Annotated in this window: 17 protein-coding genes; 9 read left to right on the top strand and 8 right to left on the bottom strand. The window is 48.1% G+C overall.

Features of this window, described 5'->3' with window-relative positions:
• The first annotated feature begins 66 nt into the window (after positions 1-66).
• The 8 genes from D0S45_10475 (at position 67) to recJ (ending at position 7923) form a co-directional block, all read left to right on the top strand.
• On the top strand, positions 67-1401 hold the full coding sequence (locus D0S45_10475) for a DEAD/DEAH box helicase (GenBank protein TIH15614.1): 1335 nt from the start codon (positions 67-69) through the stop codon (positions 1399-1401).
• A gap of 43 nt (positions 1402-1444) precedes the next feature.
• Positions 1445-2734, top strand: coding sequence for a tRNA (N(6)-L-threonylcarbamoyladenosine(37)-C(2))-methylthiotransferase MtaB (gene mtaB, locus D0S45_10470; GenBank protein TIH15613.1), 1290 nt, complete (start codon positions 1445-1447; stop codon positions 2732-2734).
• A 110-nt stretch (positions 2735-2844) separates the two neighbouring features.
• The gene (locus tag D0S45_10465) at positions 2845-3726 is read left to right on the top strand and encodes a YicC family protein (GenBank protein TIH15612.1); all 882 of its coding nucleotides are present in this window, start codon (positions 2845-2847) and stop codon (positions 3724-3726) included.
• A gap of 9 nt (positions 3727-3735) precedes the next feature.
• Positions 3736-3996, top strand: a complete 261-nt coding sequence (locus D0S45_10460; GenBank protein TIH15611.1) for a DUF370 domain-containing protein — start codon at positions 3736-3738, stop codon at positions 3994-3996.
• Positions 3989-4621, top strand: a complete 633-nt coding sequence (locus D0S45_10455) for a guanylate kinase (GenBank protein ID TIH15610.1) — start codon at positions 3989-3991, stop codon at positions 4619-4621. Before D0S45_10460 ends, D0S45_10455 begins: the two co-directional genes overlap by 8 nt.
• A gap of 10 nt (positions 4622-4631) precedes the next feature.
• Positions 4632-5324: an orotidine-5'-phosphate decarboxylase gene (locus D0S45_10450; GenBank protein TIH15609.1), complete on the top strand. Its 693-nt coding sequence runs from the start codon at positions 4632-4634 to the stop codon at positions 5322-5324.
• Between the two features lie 11 nt (positions 5325-5335).
• Positions 5336-6160, top strand: coding sequence for a tetratricopeptide repeat protein (locus D0S45_10445; protein TIH15608.1), 825 nt, complete (start codon positions 5336-5338; stop codon positions 6158-6160).
• 23 nt (positions 6161-6183) lie between these two features.
• Positions 6184-7923, top strand: a complete 1740-nt coding sequence (recJ, locus tag D0S45_10440; protein TIH15607.1) for a single-stranded-DNA-specific exonuclease RecJ — start codon at positions 6184-6186, stop codon at positions 7921-7923.
• A gap of 12 nt (positions 7924-7935) precedes the next feature.
• On the opposite strand, the gene D0S45_10435 is transcribed toward recJ, so the two are convergent.
• The 4 genes from D0S45_10435 to D0S45_10420 are packed head-to-tail and all read right to left on the bottom strand — an operon-like array spanning position 7936 to position 11824.
• The gene (locus tag D0S45_10435; protein TIH15606.1) at positions 7936-8769 is read right to left on the bottom strand and encodes a hypothetical protein; all 834 of its coding nucleotides are present in this window, start codon (positions 8767-8769) and stop codon (positions 7936-7938) included.
• Positions 8744-9682 (bottom strand): alpha-L-glutamate ligase-like protein, encoded by a 939-nt coding sequence (locus D0S45_10430; GenBank protein TIH15605.1) that lies wholly within the window; start codon positions 9680-9682, stop codon positions 8744-8746. Before D0S45_10430 ends, D0S45_10435 begins: the two co-directional genes overlap by 26 nt.
• Position 9683: 1 nt before the next feature.
• On the bottom strand, positions 9684-11249 hold the full coding sequence (locus tag D0S45_10425; GenBank protein TIH15604.1) for a hypothetical protein: 1566 nt from the start codon (positions 11247-11249) through the stop codon (positions 9684-9686).
• A gap of 44 nt (positions 11250-11293) precedes the next feature.
• On the bottom strand, positions 11294-11824 hold the full coding sequence (locus D0S45_10420) for a hypothetical protein (protein ID TIH15603.1): 531 nt from the start codon (positions 11822-11824) through the stop codon (positions 11294-11296).
• Positions 11825-12168: 344 nt separating this feature from the next.
• Here D0S45_10420 and D0S45_10415 point away from each other — a divergent pair, with 344 nt between their 5' ends.
• Positions 12169-12888 carry a DUF4198 domain-containing protein gene (locus tag D0S45_10415; GenBank protein TIH15602.1) on the top strand — a complete coding sequence of 240 codons (720 nt, stop codon included), beginning with the start codon at positions 12169-12171 and terminating at the stop codon, positions 12886-12888.
• A 120-nt stretch (positions 12889-13008) separates the two neighbouring features.
• Here the strand turns inward: D0S45_10415 and D0S45_10410 are convergent, their stop codons facing one another.
• From D0S45_10410 to D0S45_10395, 4 genes are read right to left on the bottom strand one after another with little or no spacing between them, the layout of a single operon-like run.
• Positions 13009-15744: a PAS domain S-box protein gene (locus D0S45_10410; GenBank protein TIH15601.1), complete on the bottom strand. Its 2736-nt coding sequence runs from the start codon at positions 15742-15744 to the stop codon at positions 13009-13011.
• A 2-nt stretch (positions 15745-15746) separates the two neighbouring features.
• A complete protein-coding gene (locus D0S45_10405; protein TIH15600.1) occupies positions 15747-16637 on the bottom strand; it encodes an ABC transporter substrate-binding protein in 891 nt (296 codons plus the stop codon).
• Positions 16638-16687: 50 nt separating this feature from the next.
• Complete coding sequence (locus D0S45_10400; protein ID TIH15599.1) at positions 16688-17818, bottom strand: response regulator; 1131 nt, start codon at positions 17816-17818, stop codon at positions 16688-16690.
• Positions 17802-19019 (bottom strand): HDOD domain-containing protein, encoded by a 1218-nt coding sequence (locus tag D0S45_10395; GenBank protein TIH15598.1) that lies wholly within the window; start codon positions 19017-19019, stop codon positions 17802-17804. Before D0S45_10395 ends, D0S45_10400 begins: the two co-directional genes overlap by 17 nt.
• Between the last annotated feature and the right edge of the window lie 61 nt (positions 19020-19080).

Raw genomic sequence — 19080 nt, 5'->3', positions numbered from 1 at the left:
TTTAATGGGCTTCGCTGTATAATATCTTAGGTTGTCTGTTTTTTTATAATATTTATGGAGTCTTGTTTGAGCTTTGATCAATTCCAATTTGACATGCGTCTTGTCTCGGGCATCCGCAGTGCCGGGTATGAAGTGCCCACCCCTGTGCAGGTGAAGACTATTCCCGCTGTACTTGAAGGACGTGATGTCATGGGCCTTGCCCAGACCGGTACAGGTAAGACTGCCGCTTTCGCGCTGCCTGTGCTGCAACGTTTGCTCGATCAAGAAGCCCCGAAACGTGGTCCGGTTCGGGTGTTGATACTTTCACCCACCCGCGAACTGGCTATGCAGACTCATGAAACATTCATTGAGTTGGGCAGGCAGACCGGAATCCGCAGTGCTGCCGTTTATGGCGGCGCGGGCATCGGCAAGCAGGCCAAAGAGGTCAAGAAGGCTGCCGTGGTCAATGCCACTCCCGGAAGGCTGCTCGATCTGCTGGAGCGTGGTGAAATAGATCTTTCCCATGTGGAGACCCTTATCTTGGATGAAGCGGATCATATGCTTGATATGGGGTTCATGGATGAGGTGAACAATATTCTCGCTCAGCTTCCGGCTAAGCGGCAGAATCTGATGTTCTCGGCCACCATGCCCGATCAAATCAGCACACTTTCCAAGACTATTCTGAATGACCCGGAAGTGGTGCGGGTGGCAGTTACAGTCAGTGCGGACGGGGTTAAGCATTTTTGTTGTCCTGTGCCTTTGCATTTGAAACAGAGTTTTCTCAAAAATTTGCTCATGGAAATTTTTTATGAGCGGGTGCTGATTTTTGTGCGCACCAAACGCTGGGCCAGAAGGCTTGCTCTGCGGCTAATGAAAGATGGGCTGCCTGCTGCTGACCTGCATGGAGATCTCTCCCAAAGCAAGCGTAACCGTGCCCTTGACGGCTTTAAGAGTGGGGAATTCTCCATCCTTGTTGCCACTGACCTTGCTGCGCGAGGCATCGACTGCTCAAACATCACCCACGTCATAAATTACGATATGCCGGACAATGTGGAAATTTTTGTCCATCGCACGGGCAGGACTGGACGGGCTGATGCTAAAGGGACTGCCTATACTTTTGTTGCAAATGAAGAAAAGACCCGTCTTGCTGAAATAGAAGAAGGTCTGGGCTGTGGGTTGGAGCTTCTTTATTTGGATCAGTTCAATTACAATGCTCCCAAGTCTGATTTCACTTCATCTACCTCGGATGAAGGTGAGGGAAAAAAGCGCAACGGGCCGGACAGAAAAGAAGGGAGAAAGCGCTACGGATCAGACAAAAAAGAAGGTAAAAAGCGCTACGGCTCAGACAAAAAAGAGGGAAGGAAGCGTAACGCCCCGGATAAGAAAGGACGAAAAAAGCGTAACACCTCGCGAAAAAAGTAATAGTTTTATATCTTAAGGCTCCATGATAAAAGGAGCGGATTATATGGATATGGTTATGAAAAAATTCTGGATTACCACTTTAGGTTGCAAGATCAACCAATACGAAAGCGAATCCGTACGTGAACGCTGGCTGCGCATGGGCTATGAGCAGGCCGAAAATGATGCAGAAGCGCACGAAATTATTATCAACTCCTGTGCTGTGACTGCTGCGGCCCTGCGTGATCTGCGCAAGACCGTGCGGGCCATCAATCGCCGCAATCCCGAAGGAAAAATTATCATCGCAGGGTGTGCGGCGCAGGTCTTTGCAAAGGAATTGGCAGAGCTTCCCGGAGTGACAGATGTAATTCCGCAGGAGCGCAAATTCGAGTTGCTTAAGCTTGAAGACGGGCCTGAAGTTTCTGACGACACAACAATTTTTCAGCCTTTTGAAATTGAAGACTACGAACGCTCAAGGGCGGTGGTCAAAGTTCAGGACGGCTGTTCGCATCGTTGCACCTATTGCATTGTCCCCATCACCAGAGGGCCGAGCGTGAGCCGTGCGGTTGACGATGTACTTAAGGAAATTTCCCGTCTTCTTGAAGCTGGATTCCGTGAAATGATCGTCAGCGGCATCAACCTCAGTCATTATGGCCGCGAGTTTGAAGAGCGTATTGATTTCTGGGATCTCATGGAACGCATCGAAGATGAATTCGGCGCAGAGTGGGGCGGACGCGCAAGGTTGCGCATCAGTTCCCTTGAGCCGGGCCAGCTTAAAGAGCGTGCTCTGGAAATTTTTGCCAAGTCCAAGCTGATCTGTCCGCAGCTTCATCTTTCTCTGCAAAGCGGTGATCGTCAGGTGCTTAAACGCATGGGGCGTGGGCATTACAAGCCGGAAGATGTGTTGGGCTTTTTGGATAAACTTAAGGAGATATGGCCTGTTTTCGGGCTTGGAGCGGATATTCTGACCGGTTTTCCCGGAGAAACCGAGGAAGAATTTAAAAATACTCTTGAATTTTGCCGCAAACTTCCTCTATCTTATGCGCATGTTTTTCCGTATTCTGTGCGTCCGGGAACCATAGCTGCTTCCATGAAAGGGCAGCTTGACGGACCCACCAAAAAGGAACGGGGCCGGATTCTGCGTGAAATGGTAGAAGAAAAGAAGCAGGAATTCCTGCAAAAAATTTCAGAAATGGACTCACTGAAAGTCCTTTTCCAAAACAAAAATAAGGGCATCTGTGAATTCTATTCCACTTGTATTCTGGAAGATGAATTCGAAAACGAAGTGCCCCGTGATTTAGTAGAAGTAAAGCCCGTAGCTGCCAAAGATGGTAGCCTAACGGTAAAAATAAAATAATTTAATTTACCCCGGCGAAGCCCATTAAAAGTTTTGGGAGAGTCCAGAGAACCTTTTTTCAAAAAGGTTCTTTGGCCCTCGGAGAGCCGCCGGAGGCCAAGGAGCAATAAATGCCCGTAAGTATGACTGGTTTTGGTCGCGCTGAGACCACCGAAGACAAGTGGAGCCATGTTTGGGAAATCCGTAGCGTTAATTCCCGTTTTCTGGATTTGAAATGGCGCCTGCCTAATTCCCTGCGCGGCTATGAATCCCGCTGGGAAAAGATTGTCCGTAAATACGGCTCACGTGGTCGTGTTGACCTTTCCCTTAACCTTGAAGTTTTCAGCACCGAACTGCTGGGCATCAGCCTGAATAGATTGCAGGCCACAGCTATGCTTGACCAGCTTAAAGCTATGGCAACTGAAGACGGCGTGGAATTCACTCCGGATTACAACAGGCTTTTCAGCATTTCCGGTCTGTGGCGTGATGCGTCCAGCGAACCTGATCCGAAACTTGCCAAGTCCATCAGCGAAGGTCTGGAAAAGGCATTGGCAAACTGGAAGGAATCCAGACAGGCCGAAGGCGATGACCTTGTTCGTGACCTTGAGGAACGTTTCACTCTGCTTAAGGAATACACTGAGCAGGTTAAAGTCAAGATTCCTGAAATCCTTGAAACCAAGCGTGCTGCTCTGATCGAAAGAGTTAAGGGCAACATGGAAAACCTCGGCGCGGAATACATTGAAGACCGCATGGTGCAGGAAGTTTCCATTCTGACTGATAAGCTTGACGTTTCCGAAGAGATCACAAGACTTGATGCCCATCTTGAACGTATTTTTGAAGTTCTGCGTGGTAACAAAGATGCTGGTAAACGCCTCGACTTCCTGTTGCAGGAGACCTTCAGGGAAATCAACACTTGCGGTAACAAATGTCAGGATTCCGAAGTGAGCAGGGTTGTGGTCGAATTTAAGGCCGAGCTTGAAAAATGCCGTGAACAGGTTCAAAATATAGAGTAATTTTTCCCGATGCAGAAGCAGACACTACTAAATATCGGATTCGGTAATTACGTGGTTTCAAGCCGCGTCATCACCATCGTTAACCCTTCCTCCTCGCCCATGCGCAGATTGCGTGAGGACGCAAGGCAGGAAGGGCGATTGGTGGATGCCACTCAGGGCCGTAAAACCCGTTCCATCATTGTTACCGATTCCAATCATGTTATTCTTTCGGCAATTCAGGCGGAAACAATCGGTCACCGTTACACTTCCGAGGAGGTAGATAATGACTGATATACTGATCCCGGAAAGAAAAGGGCAGGTACTGGTTATCTGCGCTCCTTCCGGTACCGGGAAAAGTACTCTGGTAAAAAAACTGCGTGAAGAATTTCCGCAGGTCGGTTTTTCCATTTCCTGCACCACCCGTGATCCGCGCGAGGGTGAAGAGGATGGCAAGGATTACTTTTTCCTGAGCGTTGATGAATTCAACGAAAAGCTGGAAGCCGAGGAATTCGCTGAATGGGCCGAGGTCCATGGCAATTTTTATGGCACTCCGAAAAAGCCTGTTGAGAAAATGCTTTTCAAGGGCATGGATATCCTTTTTGACATTGATTTTCAGGGCTGCATGCAGCTGATGGAATCCATGCCTGATGGGATTTTCGTTTTTCTGATGCCTCCGTCCTACGGAGAACTTAGAAAACGCCTTGAAGGTCGCAACACTGATACTGAGCCGGTTATCAATCGCCGCATGCTCAATGCCATGAAGGAAATGGCCTCCGCACCTAAGTTTGAATACTGGATTGTTAATGATGATCTGGAAAAGGCTTACGGAGAACTGAGGGCCATTTATCTTGCCGGGAAAAACCGTCCTTGTAGTAATCCGGGACTTCTTGAAAGTATTTTAAGTACATGGGAATAATGGGAGTAATATGTCTGAATTAGTAGTTGCCCTTGATTTTAAAGATGCACGCAGTGCTGTTGAAATGGCTGAAAAAGTACGCGGGGTTGCTCCGTGGGTGAAAGTCGGTCTTGAACTTTTCTGCGCTGAAGGCCCTGAAATTATCACTCGTTTTAAGGAAATGGGTTTCAAGGTTTTTGTGGACCTGAAATTTTTTGACATTCCCAACACCGTAAAAGGTGCGGTACGTTCTGCAACCCGTGCTGGGGCTGATATGCTCAGTCTGCACGCCCTTGGCGGGGAACGCATGGCCATTGCCGCCCGTGAGGGCCGCGCCGAAGGTGCAACAGGCGAAGAAGGCCCGTTGCTCATGGCAATCACCATCCTGACCAGCATGGACGAGGACGATATTCCTTTCCCTGTTCCCAATGGACTCGGTTCCGCTGTGCTTGATCTTGCTCTTGCTTCATCGCAGGCAGGACTCGACGGCGTAGTTTGCTCCGGTCTGGAAGTGGAAGCTATCAAGGAAAAATGTGGCAAGGATTTTCTGGCTTTGACTCCGGGAATTCGTCCCGCGTCTGTTTCCGATGATCAGCGCAGGGTTGTTACTCCGTCGCAGGCAGTAGATCGCGGTTCCAATTTTCTCGTGGTCGGCAGACCCATCACCGGGGCTGATGATCCGGCGGAAGCTGCGCGCAGGATTGTTGCGGAAATGAATTCCTAACAGGGGTTGTTATGGCTGCCAATCGAATTACCGGAGTCTTCTCGTCCCGAACCGAATCAACTGTCGGTACCGGAACCACCACGCGTCAAACCGTGCAGAAAACTTATTGGTTTGTGGAAGAGCAGGAGAATGGTGCTTTGGAAGTGCAGCCGCTGAATATCAACAATGTTCCTTCCGGGCCGAAACTTACGGTGGAGCGGGATACTTTCCTCGATAATTACCACCCTGAACCGGAATATTACGCTGAAGTTGTTCGGCCCAGTATGGAATCTCTGAATGGCTCCATTAAGCGTGGGGAAGGGCATCGCGCTAGTGGTGAAAGCTACAGCGCGGAATATGAATTCGGGCATGCCATTGATGCGGATGAAGAAAATGTGCGGGCCAATTTCGGCCTCGGATTGACCTATCTTGAGCGCGGGGAGACCGGGCGTGCGGAGGATGTCTTTCGCAGATTGGTGGGTATCGGGGCAATTTACGAGCCGCAGCATAAGCATCTTTTTAATGATTTCGGCATTAATCTGCGCCGCAATGGAATGATTGATCAGGCCCTTGAATATTATCACAAGGCCGAGGAAATCAGTAAGCATGACGAAAACCTCTGCCTGAATATCGCCCGTGCCTATTATGAAAAGGGTAAATTTGATAATTGCATCAAATATATCAAAAAATCTTTGAAGTTGAATCCTGAACTGGAAGAAGGGATCATGTTCTGGTCCTACTTAAAGGGGAATGGATTTATCACTGAAGAAAATGATGCCCCGAATATCAATACGGACGCTCTTTCCAAGAAAAAAGATAAAAATGGTCCCATCAAAGACCTTCAGATTGATTTCTAGCCTGAAAATTTACGGAGCCACCATTGCCTAAAATTTGGAAGCTGAGAAGCGAGGAGGAACTTCCCTCCTCCATACCTGCTATTGCTGATGAACTCGGTATCACCGAGCTTCTTGCGGAAATTTTATGGAACCGTGGCTTTCAGAGTTCTGCTGAAATGGACCTTTATCTTTCCCCCGGTTTGCGCAACCTCTGCAAACCTACTGAAATTCCCGGTCTGGAGCAGGCCGCGCAGGTCCTTGCGGATGGTCTTGCTGCGGGCAAAAAAATGGCTGTCTGGGGCGATTACGATGTGGACGGAGTTACCTCCACCGCCGTGGTCAAAACTTTTCTCGCTGATCGTGGTTATGAGTGCGAGCACTATCTGCCCAACCGTCTGGAGGAAGGCTACGGCCTTAATGTGGATGGGATTAAAAAGCTGCACGAACAGGGCATAGACCTGCTTTTAACCGTGGACTGCGGCATCACTAACAATGCGGAAATTGCAGCTGCCAATGAATTGGGCATGACCGTGGTTGTTTCAGACCATCATTTGGAAGGTGATGAGCTGCCTCCTGCGGCTGCTGTCTGCAACCCGCGTCTTACCGAGTACAACGGACAGACATTCGAGGATTGCCCCTGCGCAACTTTAGCAGGGGTGGGCGTGGCTTTTATGCTTATGGCCCAGCTGAACAGGCTGCTGCCCGGTGATCCTGCGGATGTGCGGGCTTATCTTGATTTCGTGGCCCTTGGAACCATTGCCGATGTGGTGGAACTTCAGGGGCCGAACCGTATTCTGGTCAAGAACGGATTGCTGTTGCTCAAAGAAGCAAAACGTCCCGGACTGGCTGCTCTGAAAGTGGTCAGCGGGTACGACATGTTCGCGGCTATCGGGGCCGGACAGGTCGGTTTTGGACTGGCGCCGCGTATCAATGCTTCGGGTAGAATGGGCGATCCGGGCAAGGCTCTCCAGCTTTTGATGGCTGAAGATATGGAAACCGCAAGGCCTATTGCCAAAGTTCTGGATGAGTTGAACTCCGAGCGTCGGGCCGAGGAAGAACTCATTTTACAGGAAGCCCTCGCGCAGGCTGAGCAGCATGTCAAAAGGGACAACCGGGCCGGATTGGTGCTTTACTCCAAAAACTGGCATCCCGGCATCATCGGTATTGTTGCATCGCGCGTTGTAGAAAAATTTTACCGCCCTACGATCATGCTTTGTGAAGAGGACGGAGTTGTCAAAGGATCGGCCCGTTCCATCAAGGAATTTCATATCCACGAAGGGCTGACCTCCATGTCCGAGCTGTTTCTCAATTTCGGCGGCCACAAGCTTGCGGCAGGGATGTCCTTCAAGGCTGATCTGCTTTCCGAGTTCCGGGAAAGGTTTGATCAGGCCGTAATTGATAAGATCGGCACCGAACCTCTTAAAGCCTCGCTTAAAGTTGACCGGGAATTGCCGCTGGAAAATATTGATTACGTATTGCTCAAAGAGCTTGATCTCATGCAGCCTTTCGGCATGGGTAACCCGGAACCTGTTTTTACCACCCCTCCGGTGGAAGTGCTTGAGCGCAGACCCATGGGTAAGGCCCACGTCAAGCTTACCATTACCGACACTGATAAGACCCGCAAAATGCCCGCCAAAGCATGGCGCATGGGCGAAGAGCTCGGTTCCGAACTGATCGGGGCCACTATGCGGTTCGCTTTCTCACCCAAGATCGATAAGTTCAACGGTATCCCTACGATTGAGCTTACCATTCGTGATTATACGAGAAAAAGGCAGAGAATTTGAGGCGCTATCGCGTTAACTCAGCCGCTCAATATCAATAAACTCAGTCGTAGCCGTATGGACCTTGAATCTGTGCCCGTTGATTTCGATCCGCGGGGTGCCTAGCGGTATTTCTATGGTCTGGCGGTTGACCACTTTGGGACGGCTGCCCCCTTCCAGATGGCGGATTTCAAAGAGGATAGTCATTCCTTTTTTACCTAAAAATCTGATTACGTAATGCCGTTCTGAATCCGGCAGGACGTTGGTCCTGATTACCGGTTTGAACTTGATTCTTTTCGGGCTGATTTCCGCCTGTACTTTTCTGAATACATCTTTTCTTTCTGTGGGAAGCAGCATGGTTTTGGAAAGGGTGCCGTCTTTTTTCTGAGTACCGTAAAATGAATCCAGCAGGATAACCCCTTTCGGCTGATCTGAATCCATGAGTTCGTAGGTTACATTGGAATATCCGTTCACGGTCAGGGGCGGATTCTGGTCTCTTGTCAGCAGCATTATTTTGAAATCTCTCACGGCCTGCATTTTGGGCAGAGTGATTATCTCCTCATCGTATTGCAGAAAACGGAGAATATCTGCTCCGGCGGGATAGGAAATCCTGGTTCCGGTGGGCATGCTCTGGGAGCGGACCTTGCGCAATTTGCGTTTATCCGGCTGGCGGGTCAGTTTTATATTCAACCGTATTTCTTTTTTACCCAGCGGTGCTTTTTCCTTTGCAACTTCCACTGGAAGAGGAGGCACCGGGGGCACAATGACCTTCGGTTGCTGTTTGCATCCAGCCAGTAGACACAGGCTCAGGCTGACGACCAGAGCGGCAAGTAGTCTTATTTTCTTATGATCCGAAATTATCCATGGCATATTGAATCCGTTGGTTTTCTGTGTGCAGATCCTGATGTACTTTATCTACTTCATTTAACCTGTGCTGGAGCCCGCATTTATTGGCAACCTGAATAGCCAGACCGGGGCGGGCATTCAGTTCTAGGATCAGCGGTCCCATGTTTTTATCCAGCACAATATCTACGCCGAGGTAGCCCAGCCCGGTTACGGTGTAGCCCAGAGCTGCCTGTTTAAGCAGCTGAGGCCAGTCCGGGATGGTCACCCCTGCAACGGGATGTAGGGTGTCCGGGTGATGGGTGCAGTTGTCGTTCTTCCAGACTGCGCTGGTGGTCGTACCATTGCACATGTCTATTCCGCAGCCCATGGCACCCTGATGCAGGTTAGCCTTGCCGTCTGATTCCCGTGTGGGCAGCCGGAGCATGGCCATGACCGGGATTCCCTTGTAGACGATGATTCTTATGTCCGGGACTCCCTGATAGGCAATGTTTTTGAAGATCGGGGCGAACTGCACGCAATATTCAACCATAGCCTTGTCCGGCATTCCGCCGAGGCTGTACATGCCGCTTAGAATGTTTGAAATATGGAAGGATATGGCATCCTCAGCCACCAGTGAATCGTCAGGTTTGCGGAAGCGCGGGCCGAGCTTTCCGGTGATGACCAGAATGCCGTTTCCTCCGGCTCCCCGTGCCGGTTTGACCACAAAGGAATCATGTTCTTGAAGCAGTTTTGGTAGGCGTTTCAGTTCATGTTGGGCTTGAAAAACTCCGTAAAGTTCCGGGACATTGAGTCCTGCGGATTGGGTCAGCTCCTTGGTGGTGATCTTGTCATCCACCAGCGGGTAGAGCTTGCGCGGATTGTTGGGCAACACATAGGCCCCGTTGCGTCCGTTTAGGCCTATGATCCCGATTTTTTTAAGTTTGCTGAACCAGCCCATTTTAACCTTCCTTGAGGAATGCGCGGAAGCGGATCAGGTCAAGTAGCCTGAATCCGGTATAGCGTCCGATCATGAGGGTCAGTGCCAGCAGCACGAGAAAGAGTTCCGGGAATACGAATATGAGATGTTCGATGAACAGGTTGCTCATGGCGATGTAGGCCAGCACGGCAACAGCCATGGAGCCGATAATTTGCTGGATGGCTTTTCCGGCACCAAGTTCATCCCACATGACCGATATACGTTCAATGGTCATGCTCAGGATGACCATGGGGAACAAGCTGACTGATACTCCGCGCGGAAAGCCCAGCTTGAAACTTATGATGCTGATTCCGGCCATGAGCAGGACTACCACAATGAGTACACAGGCCAGACGCGGTACCAGTAACAGTTTCAGGTGTTCCAGATAAAGGCGTACTGCCAGTCCGAGGATGATAACGATGGAAAACAGGCAAAGCCCCCAGATCAGCTGGGTTTCGCGGAAGGAAAGAGCGATCAGCACGGGCATGAATGTGCCGAAGGTGGTGACGCCGATCACGTTTCGCAAAAAGACCAGCAGGAGTACACCGATGGGGATGAGCAGGATGATTCGGTAAGTGGCCTGCGCCTGTACGGGCAGGTTGAATAGGGAGAATTCCAGTATGGTGGGAGCGGTGACAGTAAGACGGTCCACCACATTACCCAGAGCACTGACAGTTGCCGGCACCACGGAAAGCGTAACACTAAGATTGTTTCCGCCGCTGACAGTGGCTAATGGGGCATTTCCGCGCCACCATGTAACGAAGTTGACCGGTGTTCCGAAGGTTCCTTTAGTCACATCGAACATGTGCCATTTTTCGTTGTGGAAAAGCTCCAGCCAATGCTTGATTTTGGCATTCTTGGAAGTGGAAAGGGTAATGCCGTGTACTGATTGGGCCGGGATACCGGAAAAGTGCAGCAGACGCACAGCCATATTTACCGCGCCCAGTGTATTTGCGTTATCGCGGAGCAGGTAGGCTCCGTCCGGGTTTTCAGAAGGCTCCATGAGCCGTTTCATGAGCTGGGGGACAAAAGTTTCTATGTCAGCGGATTCATTTCCCACCTCAGTGATCAGGGAATTTGCTGCCACTTGTTCTGCTTCAGTAAATTGAGGGTCGGTTAGCTTGGGGATTTCCGTAGGGTGGACCCAACTTTCCTCTTGATTACTATGTTCCGGTCTCAACCGGGCAGAGTAGAACAGGTCTTGCTTACCCTTGGCAGAGCGTCTGGACCAGATCGCGACAATGTTATCAGGATTCCGGTTTTGCTGCGGAGTTCCGTCTGCGGATTGCAATGCGTGCAGCAGTCCATAGTCATCTCCGATAAAATATTCGTCGGTCACTGTGTATTTCGGCAACCGATTCAGGGTTTGCAAACTTGCTTTGACCGGCGCTCCTTTGGCTTCAAAGGAAACATGGGCCTCCACGTTCCAGATTTCGGTCTGTTCCTCTGGAGTGAGGGGAAAGCCGAGTATGACAGCTTTGTAGCTGAACATGCCCAATCCCACGGTCAGGAGTAGGGCGACAAGTATTTTTAGCTGAATAGAATTCATGGTGGTTTTTTCCGGAAAAAATTGCGTTTGTTAAGTGAAAGGCTTTACTTCACAGATTGGCTGAGGCGGTGATGGCGTGAGGAATCAATGAGTATGCCGTGACGCAATTCTTTTCTGCCTATCAGCATTTTGTAGGAAAAGTTGGTTCTGTCGGTCAGGTTGACAAAGGCTTCGAAACTTTTGGGTCCGATCTGGAGCTGTACAGGGATTACCGCTCTGCGCTGGTAGCCGGAAGGCCTTTTTTTAATGCGTACAATCCGGGCATAAGGGCAGGTTATGCGTTGGGCTTTGCCGTGCTGGTCAGTGAGAGTGAAGCTTACTTTTTTTTTCTTTTTGTCGATTTTGATGTTTGTTGCGTGCAACGAGGAACTGTCAGCTCCGGTATCCATTTTTGCTTCCATGATGATCGGGCTTTTGCGATTCCAGATCTTGATGGATACGTTTTCGATGTAGCCTGCGACGATGTTTTGATTGTTGTTCGCGGGAACATCAGCTTTGCCCTTGGCTGTGGCAACGCAGGTAAGATTAGATAGTAGAAAAAATGTGAATAATACTAATAGTATAGGTTTGCGCATTGTAATTCTCCATATTGTAACAGAATCACGTGGCTTAAGCGGATTCGGGTAGATTTATGTTAAGCATTAGCTTTCAATCTCAGTACAATAAATTAATTAAATCCGACCCTGGCAAAGCAGTGCATCAATCTACCTGAAAGGTCAAGTTGGCGGTTTTATCGTGAACCTGGGTATGGCATTTGTTGGACAGCTGAGAATCTCTATTTGGTCATGTTATTCTGCCTTAATAGTCATAATTATTGGTTGGATTAGTACTTAACTGTTGACTTTTGATTATTCTGTCTGTTAGTCACGCTCTTATTGGAAATGAAATTCATTTTCACAATCACATAAGGAGAACTCTGATGATGAAAAAACTCGTTTTAACAATGGCTTTTGTCTTAGCATTTACTTCCGTTTGCTCCGCCCATGACATGTGGCTGGAAAAAAAGGGACGTACGGCACACTTGATTTACGGCCATCCCGGCTCTACTGATCCGTATCCCATCAGTCGTATTACTGCGTTGACCGGGATTAATGAGAGTAATTGGAAAACTCCCCTTGAGGCTGTCTACAAAAAGGGCGAAGCCTTTGCATGGCTTGACGACGACTACAGCATGCTTACTGTCGAATTTGACAATAAGTATTGGTATCACACTGAAGAAGGCGGTTGGCAGAATTTTGAACGTCCTAGACAGGTTTGCGGTAAGGTTGTTGAGGAAGGACGTTCATACAAACTTTCCAAGACTATTCTCAAATGGCAGCCTAGCATGAGCAAACCAGTTGGGCAGCGTGCGGAAATTGTTCCCCTTAAAGATCCTTCCAAACTCAAAGAAGGCGATATTCTTCCGGTCATGATGTACTATGAAGGAAAGCCCATGCCCGCAGCAGGTGCTCGCATTTCCACTACCTCTGATCGTACCTCTGAGCATCCCGAACTGATGAATCTCAAGAATTCCAAGCCCATCAATGTGAAGATCGGTCCTGCCGGACGTCAAATCATTATCGGTAAGTACGCAAAGGCTCTCGATGATACTCGTTATGTCTGGTACGCATTCTCCTTGACCTTCCGCACTACGAAGTAGCAGATTTTTACCGGACATATCCTGATTGATCGCCTCCCTTGGACTTGCTCCGAGGGAGGTTTTGTTTTGGGCTTACAAAAAAATAATTATTTGTAATGCCGACGTGGGGCTGTTAAATAATTACGAGTCCATTTCCCCACCGCCTTCAATCGGCAATTTGATTATGAAAGTTGTGCCTTCACCTTTTTCGGATTTAATGTCGATGGTCCCGCAATGTTTTTCAACGATGATATCATGGACAATGGCCAGTCCTTGCCCTGTCCCCTTGCCCACTTCCTTGGTGGTGAAGAACGGATCAAAGATTTTGTGCATATTCTCTTTTGAAATTCCGCAGCCCGTGTCTTTGATGATGATTATTGCAAAGGGTGGTTCAAATTTTGTGGTAACAGAGATAGTCCCCTTTTCATCCTCATGTTTCTTCTCAGCGATGGCATGGGCTGCATTTACAATCACGTTCAGCAGTACCTGATTGATGGCTCCGGGCAGGCATTTAACCGGAGGCAGGTCCGGTTCGAGGGATGTCTCAAGCTTTGCAGCATATTTCCATTCATTGCGGGAGACCTCAATGGTATTCTGAATGGCCTTGTTGATGTCCACGGCTTTGCTTTTTTCTTCCCCGGAATGGGAAAAGTTTTTCATGGCCAGGACAATTGTAGCTACTCGTTCAACCCCTTCAAGAGCCCGGTCGCAGGCTTTGATGGATTCGGTGCTGATAAATTCCAGATCAATGTCATCTTTGTGTTTTTCGATTTCATCAAGGAGGCTTGCACGCGATTCGGAGGATTCTGCCTTAATATACTGTTCATAAAGTTCGACCAGTTCATTTAAGTCGCTGTATGCTTCTCTTACAAAACGGATGCTGTCACCTATATACTGGATAGGGGTGTTGATTTCATGCGCAATCCCGGAGGCCAGCAACCCTACGGATTCGAGCTTCTGTGCGATGTTCAGTTTTCTTTCAAGGTGCTTGCGGTCAGCTATGTTGAAAACAACCTGCACGAGGTGGGTCATGCCGCCTATGTGGATTTCAAAAAGGTGACGGGAAACAGGCAGCGGGGCAGAGTTTTGTATTGATAAAAATCCTTCTTCGTAGGAGCCTTGTTCATGCCAGTTGGGGCAAAGCAGGTCTTTTTTGGTATCTGATGTGAATGTGATTTCGGTTTGGCAGGCGGCGTTGAGTATGGCACTGCGGCTCATATCCAGCAGTTTTTCTCCCATACTGTTGCAATCGACCATAATCCCTTTGGTGGGATCGAATACGAATACAGCCGCACCGATGCCTTCGAATATGGTCCCAAGAAATTCTTGATGTTCGGCCTGTTGGATTAAAATTTTTTTCTGTTCTGAAATATCATGTACGTTTGCTAGAATAACCTGTTTACCGTCCAGCTCAATACGGTTCAAAGCCACTTCAACTTCAAATAAGAATCCGTTTCCGGGCCTTCTGGCTGTCCATTCAAATACCACCTCTTCTCCGTTCACAACTTGCTGCCATTTTTTATCCAGTATATCCAGATCCATACTTGGAGCGGAAAAATCATTTTTGATTGACATTTGAAGAGTTGTTTCCATGTCCACTTGATAAGTCTTTAGCATGGTGTCGTTTACATCCAGAATTTTTCCGTCAATATCGTGGATAAAAATTGAGTCATGAGTGTTATTAAATATAAGCCTCATGGCTTCTTCTGCTTCGTGTCTTTCAAGAACCTCTCGGGTCAGGTCTTCTGTCCGTTTCTGAACACGGTTTTCAAGTTCGTCGTTGATTTGGCGAAGGGCTTTTTCTGCGTGACCGCGGGCTTCAATTTCGTTTATTAATTGCTTGTTTTTAGTTTCAATTTTTTTTGCTTGTTTTGCTGCTTCTTCCACCCGTGTATTGAGGACAAGGTTGTGAGCATTAATTTTTATGATGAACACACCACCGCCTAAAAGGAATAATGCCAGAAGAAGCGTGTACATGAGCAGGCTTTGTGGGGAAATTGAGCCGATAAGTTTTTCTTCGGGAATAATGCTCAGTAATGAGATCGTGGTTCCTTTAATTGCAGAACGGACAACAAGGCTTTTTGAAGGGGCCCCCTGTCCCTCAAGGTCAAGGACAAGTTCATTTACCTTGCCTGTTTGAAGTTCCCAATCGTCAGATATTTTCTCTGCCAGTTGTTTTGGAATACTCTTCAGCGGGGAGTATATGGTTTTGTCGTAAAGCAAATAATTCAAGCTGTGCAGCTCTGAGTTGGTTTGAGATCCGGATCTGAAAGGAAGGATTGTTTTTGTATTAAGCCATGCCAGAAGAGTTCCTACTTTTTCTCCTCTGAATATGTACGGGAGCATGAGTATGAAGCTGGTTTTATCTTCTCTTTTTTTTAAAACAATTCGGACCTTTTCCGGATCAAGATCCGTAGGAATGTTTACTTTGCATTTTGCATTTAATGTCCGGGCGTGATCGTTGTCCGCGAGTATCTTTCCAGTCTCGTCAACAAAGATGATTTTTGTGTAAGTGGGGACCGCGTTAATCTGTTTTATCTTGATGATCCGGGTTAGCAGTTCGGAAATCTGGACGAGGCTGGCGTGCAGGCCGTATTCCGGGGCCATGCCCAGAGCTTTGTTATCAAAATAGCTTAAAAGTGCCCTGCTGGTTGAGAGGTCGATAAGGTCATTTCGTCTTTCAGAAAAGAAATGACTGAATGAGTCGGCCTCCCGTCCTGAGTACTCGCTGAATTGCTGCAACGATGCTTTACGCAAATCCACCTGAGAACTATAATTAGTCCAGATTATGGATATGACGAAAATCGCTATCAGAGCGAGTGCTGCCGGGATCGCTTTATTGCTTTTGAACAAATGGGGCTCCTTTAATCGGAACATGATTAATTTTTGAAAAAATCCTTATAGTAACTGAACACAGCAGGATAGTATTTAATTATCAGCTTGTTGTACTTTCCGCTTTTTTTCAACTCTGCATAAAATTCATTAAAGGCTTTGAGAAGTTGCGGTGAATCTTTGCGGAATCCTGATCCCATGATCTGCCGCGGAGAGATCGGGCCGAGAACTTTTATTCTTCCGGGCCACTTGTTCAACGCTACCAGCGAATCAGGAACATCAAGCAGGGCAACATCCGCTTCTCCTTTGATAATGGCTGGAGCTATGTCGTTGAGGCTGCCCGTAAAATTAATGATTGTGGCGATTCTGGAGTCAATACCATAAAGTTCCGGGGCAAGGCAGGTCCCCTGCTTGCCCATGACTTTTTTGTCTTTGAGCATGATTTTGACCGTCCGGATATCCTGATCAATGTCGCCGCTGGGGTTGATGGGGCGCAAAGGGGAGTCTTCTCTGGCAACACACCAGACCTGGGTTGGAAATGTTGGCTTTGAATAGTTGATGATTTTTTCGCGCCACTTCAGTCTGGTCAGCCCATTGGAAATAATATCACCCTTGATGGGAGTTTTTTCCAGAAACTCAACATCGTCTCCTTTGGGTTTGACCATTGTTCCGGTCAGGTCCCCAAAAATGGTAGACCAATCGGTTTTCACAAATTCATATCTGACACCTAGATGTGCGGCGAAGAGTTTGATTACTTCCACATCCAATCCGGTTTCATGTCCGGTTACAAAATTTGCGTAGGGGATTCCCAGATGCCGCAGGACTCCTCTCTCTTTTATCTGTTCAAGGTCCGAGGCGAAGACTGATCCTGCAAATATGATTATTGTAAGCAGGGACATGGATGCAATGAATAGAGATGTTTTTCTTTTAACGCACATTTCTTTCTCCGCCTACAGGCTTGAATTTTGGGACAGTTACGCTTTGTCGGTTAGTTGATATATTTGAGTGGGACAAGCACCCGTATTCTGGGGGGAAGTTTTTTGGCCCTTCTGAAATTGTTAATACGGATGATTGCGGTTTCCGTCATTTCTGTGCCCTCGGCAACAAGGTGAACTTCGTCTTCACTCCAAAGTCCTTCATCCAGAATCATGCCTTGTTTGAGTTCCTCAAGTTCAATTTCTCGGCGTACGTATCCATCCTCCCCGGCAGTTCCTTTTTCTAGGACATCAAGAACTTTGATGTCATATATGCCGTTCATGCCGCGCAGGATGCTGATTGCATCCATCTTGTCTATTTTTTGCTGAATCAGGGAGTCGTAGTCCAGACATGCTTTTAGTACACGTGACTCCACTGGCATGGTGGGATTTTCGTCCAGTCTATCATTCTGGTGTTGAATGATTTCAGAAACTGTTTCCATACGCGGAATCTGGGATAGTATACCTGCTGTTACTGAGGTGTGCATTCCGTAAATTTGTTGTTCTTCAGCTGTGAGAGTTTCCCCGGTAAAAACTTTTAGAAGTAACGTATCAGGTATTGTCACGCAGCCTAACTGTCCAAGCATGGCGGCGAGGTCTAGATAAAGGGTTTGTTTCAGATTCAGGTTTTGGCCCACATATCCGGCAAGGCGGCGGACTCTTTCACTGCGCCCGAAAGCCTCTGGATTGACCAGAGCAAGAATGTCGGTGAGGACTTTGACACTTCCCCGTAATGTGCCGCGCAGCAGCTCCCGCTCGGCCACGACAAGGGAATATTGCCTCATGGCAGCTTCAAGGGTACGGATCATTTCTTCAATAGCACTCGGCTTGGTCAGGAAACGAAAAACCGAGCCCTCGTTAACTGCGGAGATAGCCGCTTCAAGGTCGGCATGTCCTGTGAGCATGACCCGGACAGTATCCGGTGAAAGTTGTTTAACCTTGCTGAGAAATGTGATCCCGTCCATTTTTGGCATCTTCAGGTCTGAAACAACAATAGCATATGGTCCTGATGTTTTAACTTTTTCTAGCCCTTCTTCTGGGCCGAGAGCTGTCTCTACTTTGAACCGTTTGCGCAGTAGGGCTCTGTATGTGTCGAGTATATTCTGTTCGTCATCTACAAAGAGGACCTTACTTTTCTTCTTCATGCTTGTTCTCCAGCAAGTTGTTGCACTCCGCACGCCAGTCATTAATGTGTTTCAAAAGACCTGCTGCTGCAAGCTTGTTATCATTAAATTCAGTAAATATATAGCCGGAAGTATGGGGGATAAGCTCGTGTTGCAGTACATCGGCTGCATGAATTGCGTGCGTGGGGGTAAATACGTTATCGCAATTTTCGAGTGAATGATGAAAGTAGACCATTTTTACTATCTCCTCATTGAATCCCCATAGCCCCAGCAGGTAAGCTCCCACTTCCGCATGGCTTACCCCAAGAATCTTTTTTTCAACATTAATCACCGGACCGCCGAATTCCCGAACGTTTTTCAGTACTTCCTGATATTCCTTGTTCATCTCGGTTATGAAGACGAATTTGCCGATATCGTGAAGCAGTCCAGCCACGAAACAGTCGGTTACGGTTTTTTCGTCCGCATCCATAAATGCACAGACTCCCTTGGCGAGGTAACCGGTTTGCAGGCAGTGTTCCCAAAGTTTTTCTATGGAGTATGGGCCGAGGATATCAGTATCCAGTTCCTGAAGGAAGTGGACCCCGAGAATCAGTCCTTTGAGGACGTCAGTCCCCAGTAGTACCGCCGCCCGGGAAGGGCAGGAGACAGAACCATAGAAGCCGAAAAAGGACGAGTTGACCACTTTTAGCAGAGTAGTTGATATGCCGGGGTCTTTCTTGGCAAGTTCGCCTATCTTTTGCAGGCTTGGCTCTGGTTTGTTGAGTTCGCGGGTTATTTCAATGTATAAGTCCGGCAGTGCTGGCAGTGCATCAAGCCCGGTTACTATTTTCCTGACTTCGCGATCTTCCAGAATTGGGCGCAGTTCCATCATTCTGCGGATGGTATTGATCAACAGATCGGTGCTGCATGGCTTGCTCAGGAATTGATGGGTATGTTTTGCGGATTTCAGCAACGACGGCATATCCGAATGCCCGGATAGCATTATGCGGATAGTGTCCGGTTGTATTTTAGCGATTTTGTTAAGTAGCTCACAGCCGTCCATGTCGGGCAGTTTCATATCGGTAATGACAACGTCAAATTCGTTTTTGCCGATCATTTCCAACGTGTCTTGCCCGGTTGCGGCAAAGCGGCTTTTCCATTCTTTGCGCAGGCCGTGCATCATGGCCCTGAAGCTGTCCAAAATATTCTTATCATGGTCGACAAAGAGAATTTTCGGGCTCATATTGTACCTTGATGTTGTATTTATTTTTGAGATTCAATTTTTAAGTAATAAATATCGCTTT

The organism is Marinifilum sp. JC120, from assembly GCA_004923195.1.
Lineage (GTDB): Bacteria > Desulfobacterota > Desulfovibrionia > Desulfovibrionales > Desulfovibrionaceae > Maridesulfovibrio.
The sequence above is the reverse complement of the archived record's forward strand: the minus strand, read 5'-3'. Positions and strand labels throughout refer to the sequence as shown.

What these genes read in the sequence shown, in the direction of transcription:
- mtaB (TIH15613.1), top strand. Translation starts at nt 1,445, where the DNA reads ATGGATATGGTTATGAAAAAATTCTGGATTACCACTTTAGGTTGCAAG.
- D0S45_10465 (TIH15612.1), top strand. Translation starts at nt 2,845, where the DNA reads ATGCCCGTAAGTATGACTGGTTTTGGTCGCGCTGAGACCACCGAAGAC.
- D0S45_10460 (TIH15611.1), top strand. Translation starts at nt 3,736, where the DNA reads ATGCAGAAGCAGACACTACTAAATATCGGATTCGGTAATTACGTGGTT.
- D0S45_10455 (TIH15610.1), top strand. Translation starts at nt 3,989, where the DNA reads ATGACTGATATACTGATCCCGGAAAGAAAAGGGCAGGTACTGGTTATC.
- D0S45_10450 (TIH15609.1), top strand. Translation starts at nt 4,632, where the DNA reads ATGTCTGAATTAGTAGTTGCCCTTGATTTTAAAGATGCACGCAGTGCT.
- D0S45_10445 (TIH15608.1), top strand. Translation starts at nt 5,336, where the DNA reads ATGGCTGCCAATCGAATTACCGGAGTCTTCTCGTCCCGAACCGAATCA.
- D0S45_10435 (TIH15606.1), bottom strand. Translation starts at nt 8,769, where the DNA reads ATGCCATGGATAATTTCGGATCATAAGAAAATAAGACTACTTGCCGCT.
- D0S45_10430 (TIH15605.1), bottom strand. Translation starts at nt 9,682, where the DNA reads ATGGGCTGGTTCAGCAAACTTAAAAAAATCGGGATCATAGGCCTAAAC.
- D0S45_10425 (TIH15604.1), bottom strand. Translation starts at nt 11,249, where the DNA reads ATGAATTCTATTCAGCTAAAAATACTTGTCGCCCTACTCCTGACCGTG.
- D0S45_10420 (TIH15603.1), bottom strand. Translation starts at nt 11,824, where the DNA reads ATGCGCAAACCTATACTATTAGTATTATTCACATTTTTTCTACTATCT.
- D0S45_10415 (TIH15602.1), top strand. Translation starts at nt 12,169, where the DNA reads ATGATGAAAAAACTCGTTTTAACAATGGCTTTTGTCTTAGCATTTACT.
- D0S45_10410 (TIH15601.1), bottom strand. Translation starts at nt 15,744, where the DNA reads ATGTTCCGATTAAAGGAGCCCCATTTGTTCAAAAGCAATAAAGCGATC.
- D0S45_10405 (TIH15600.1), bottom strand. Translation starts at nt 16,637, where the DNA reads ATGTGCGTTAAAAGAAAAACATCTCTATTCATTGCATCCATGTCCCTG.
- D0S45_10400 (TIH15599.1), bottom strand. Translation starts at nt 17,818, where the DNA reads ATGAAGAAGAAAAGTAAGGTCCTCTTTGTAGATGACGAACAGAATATA.
- D0S45_10395 (TIH15598.1), bottom strand. Translation starts at nt 19,019, where the DNA reads ATGAGCCCGAAAATTCTCTTTGTCGACCATGATAAGAATATTTTGGAC.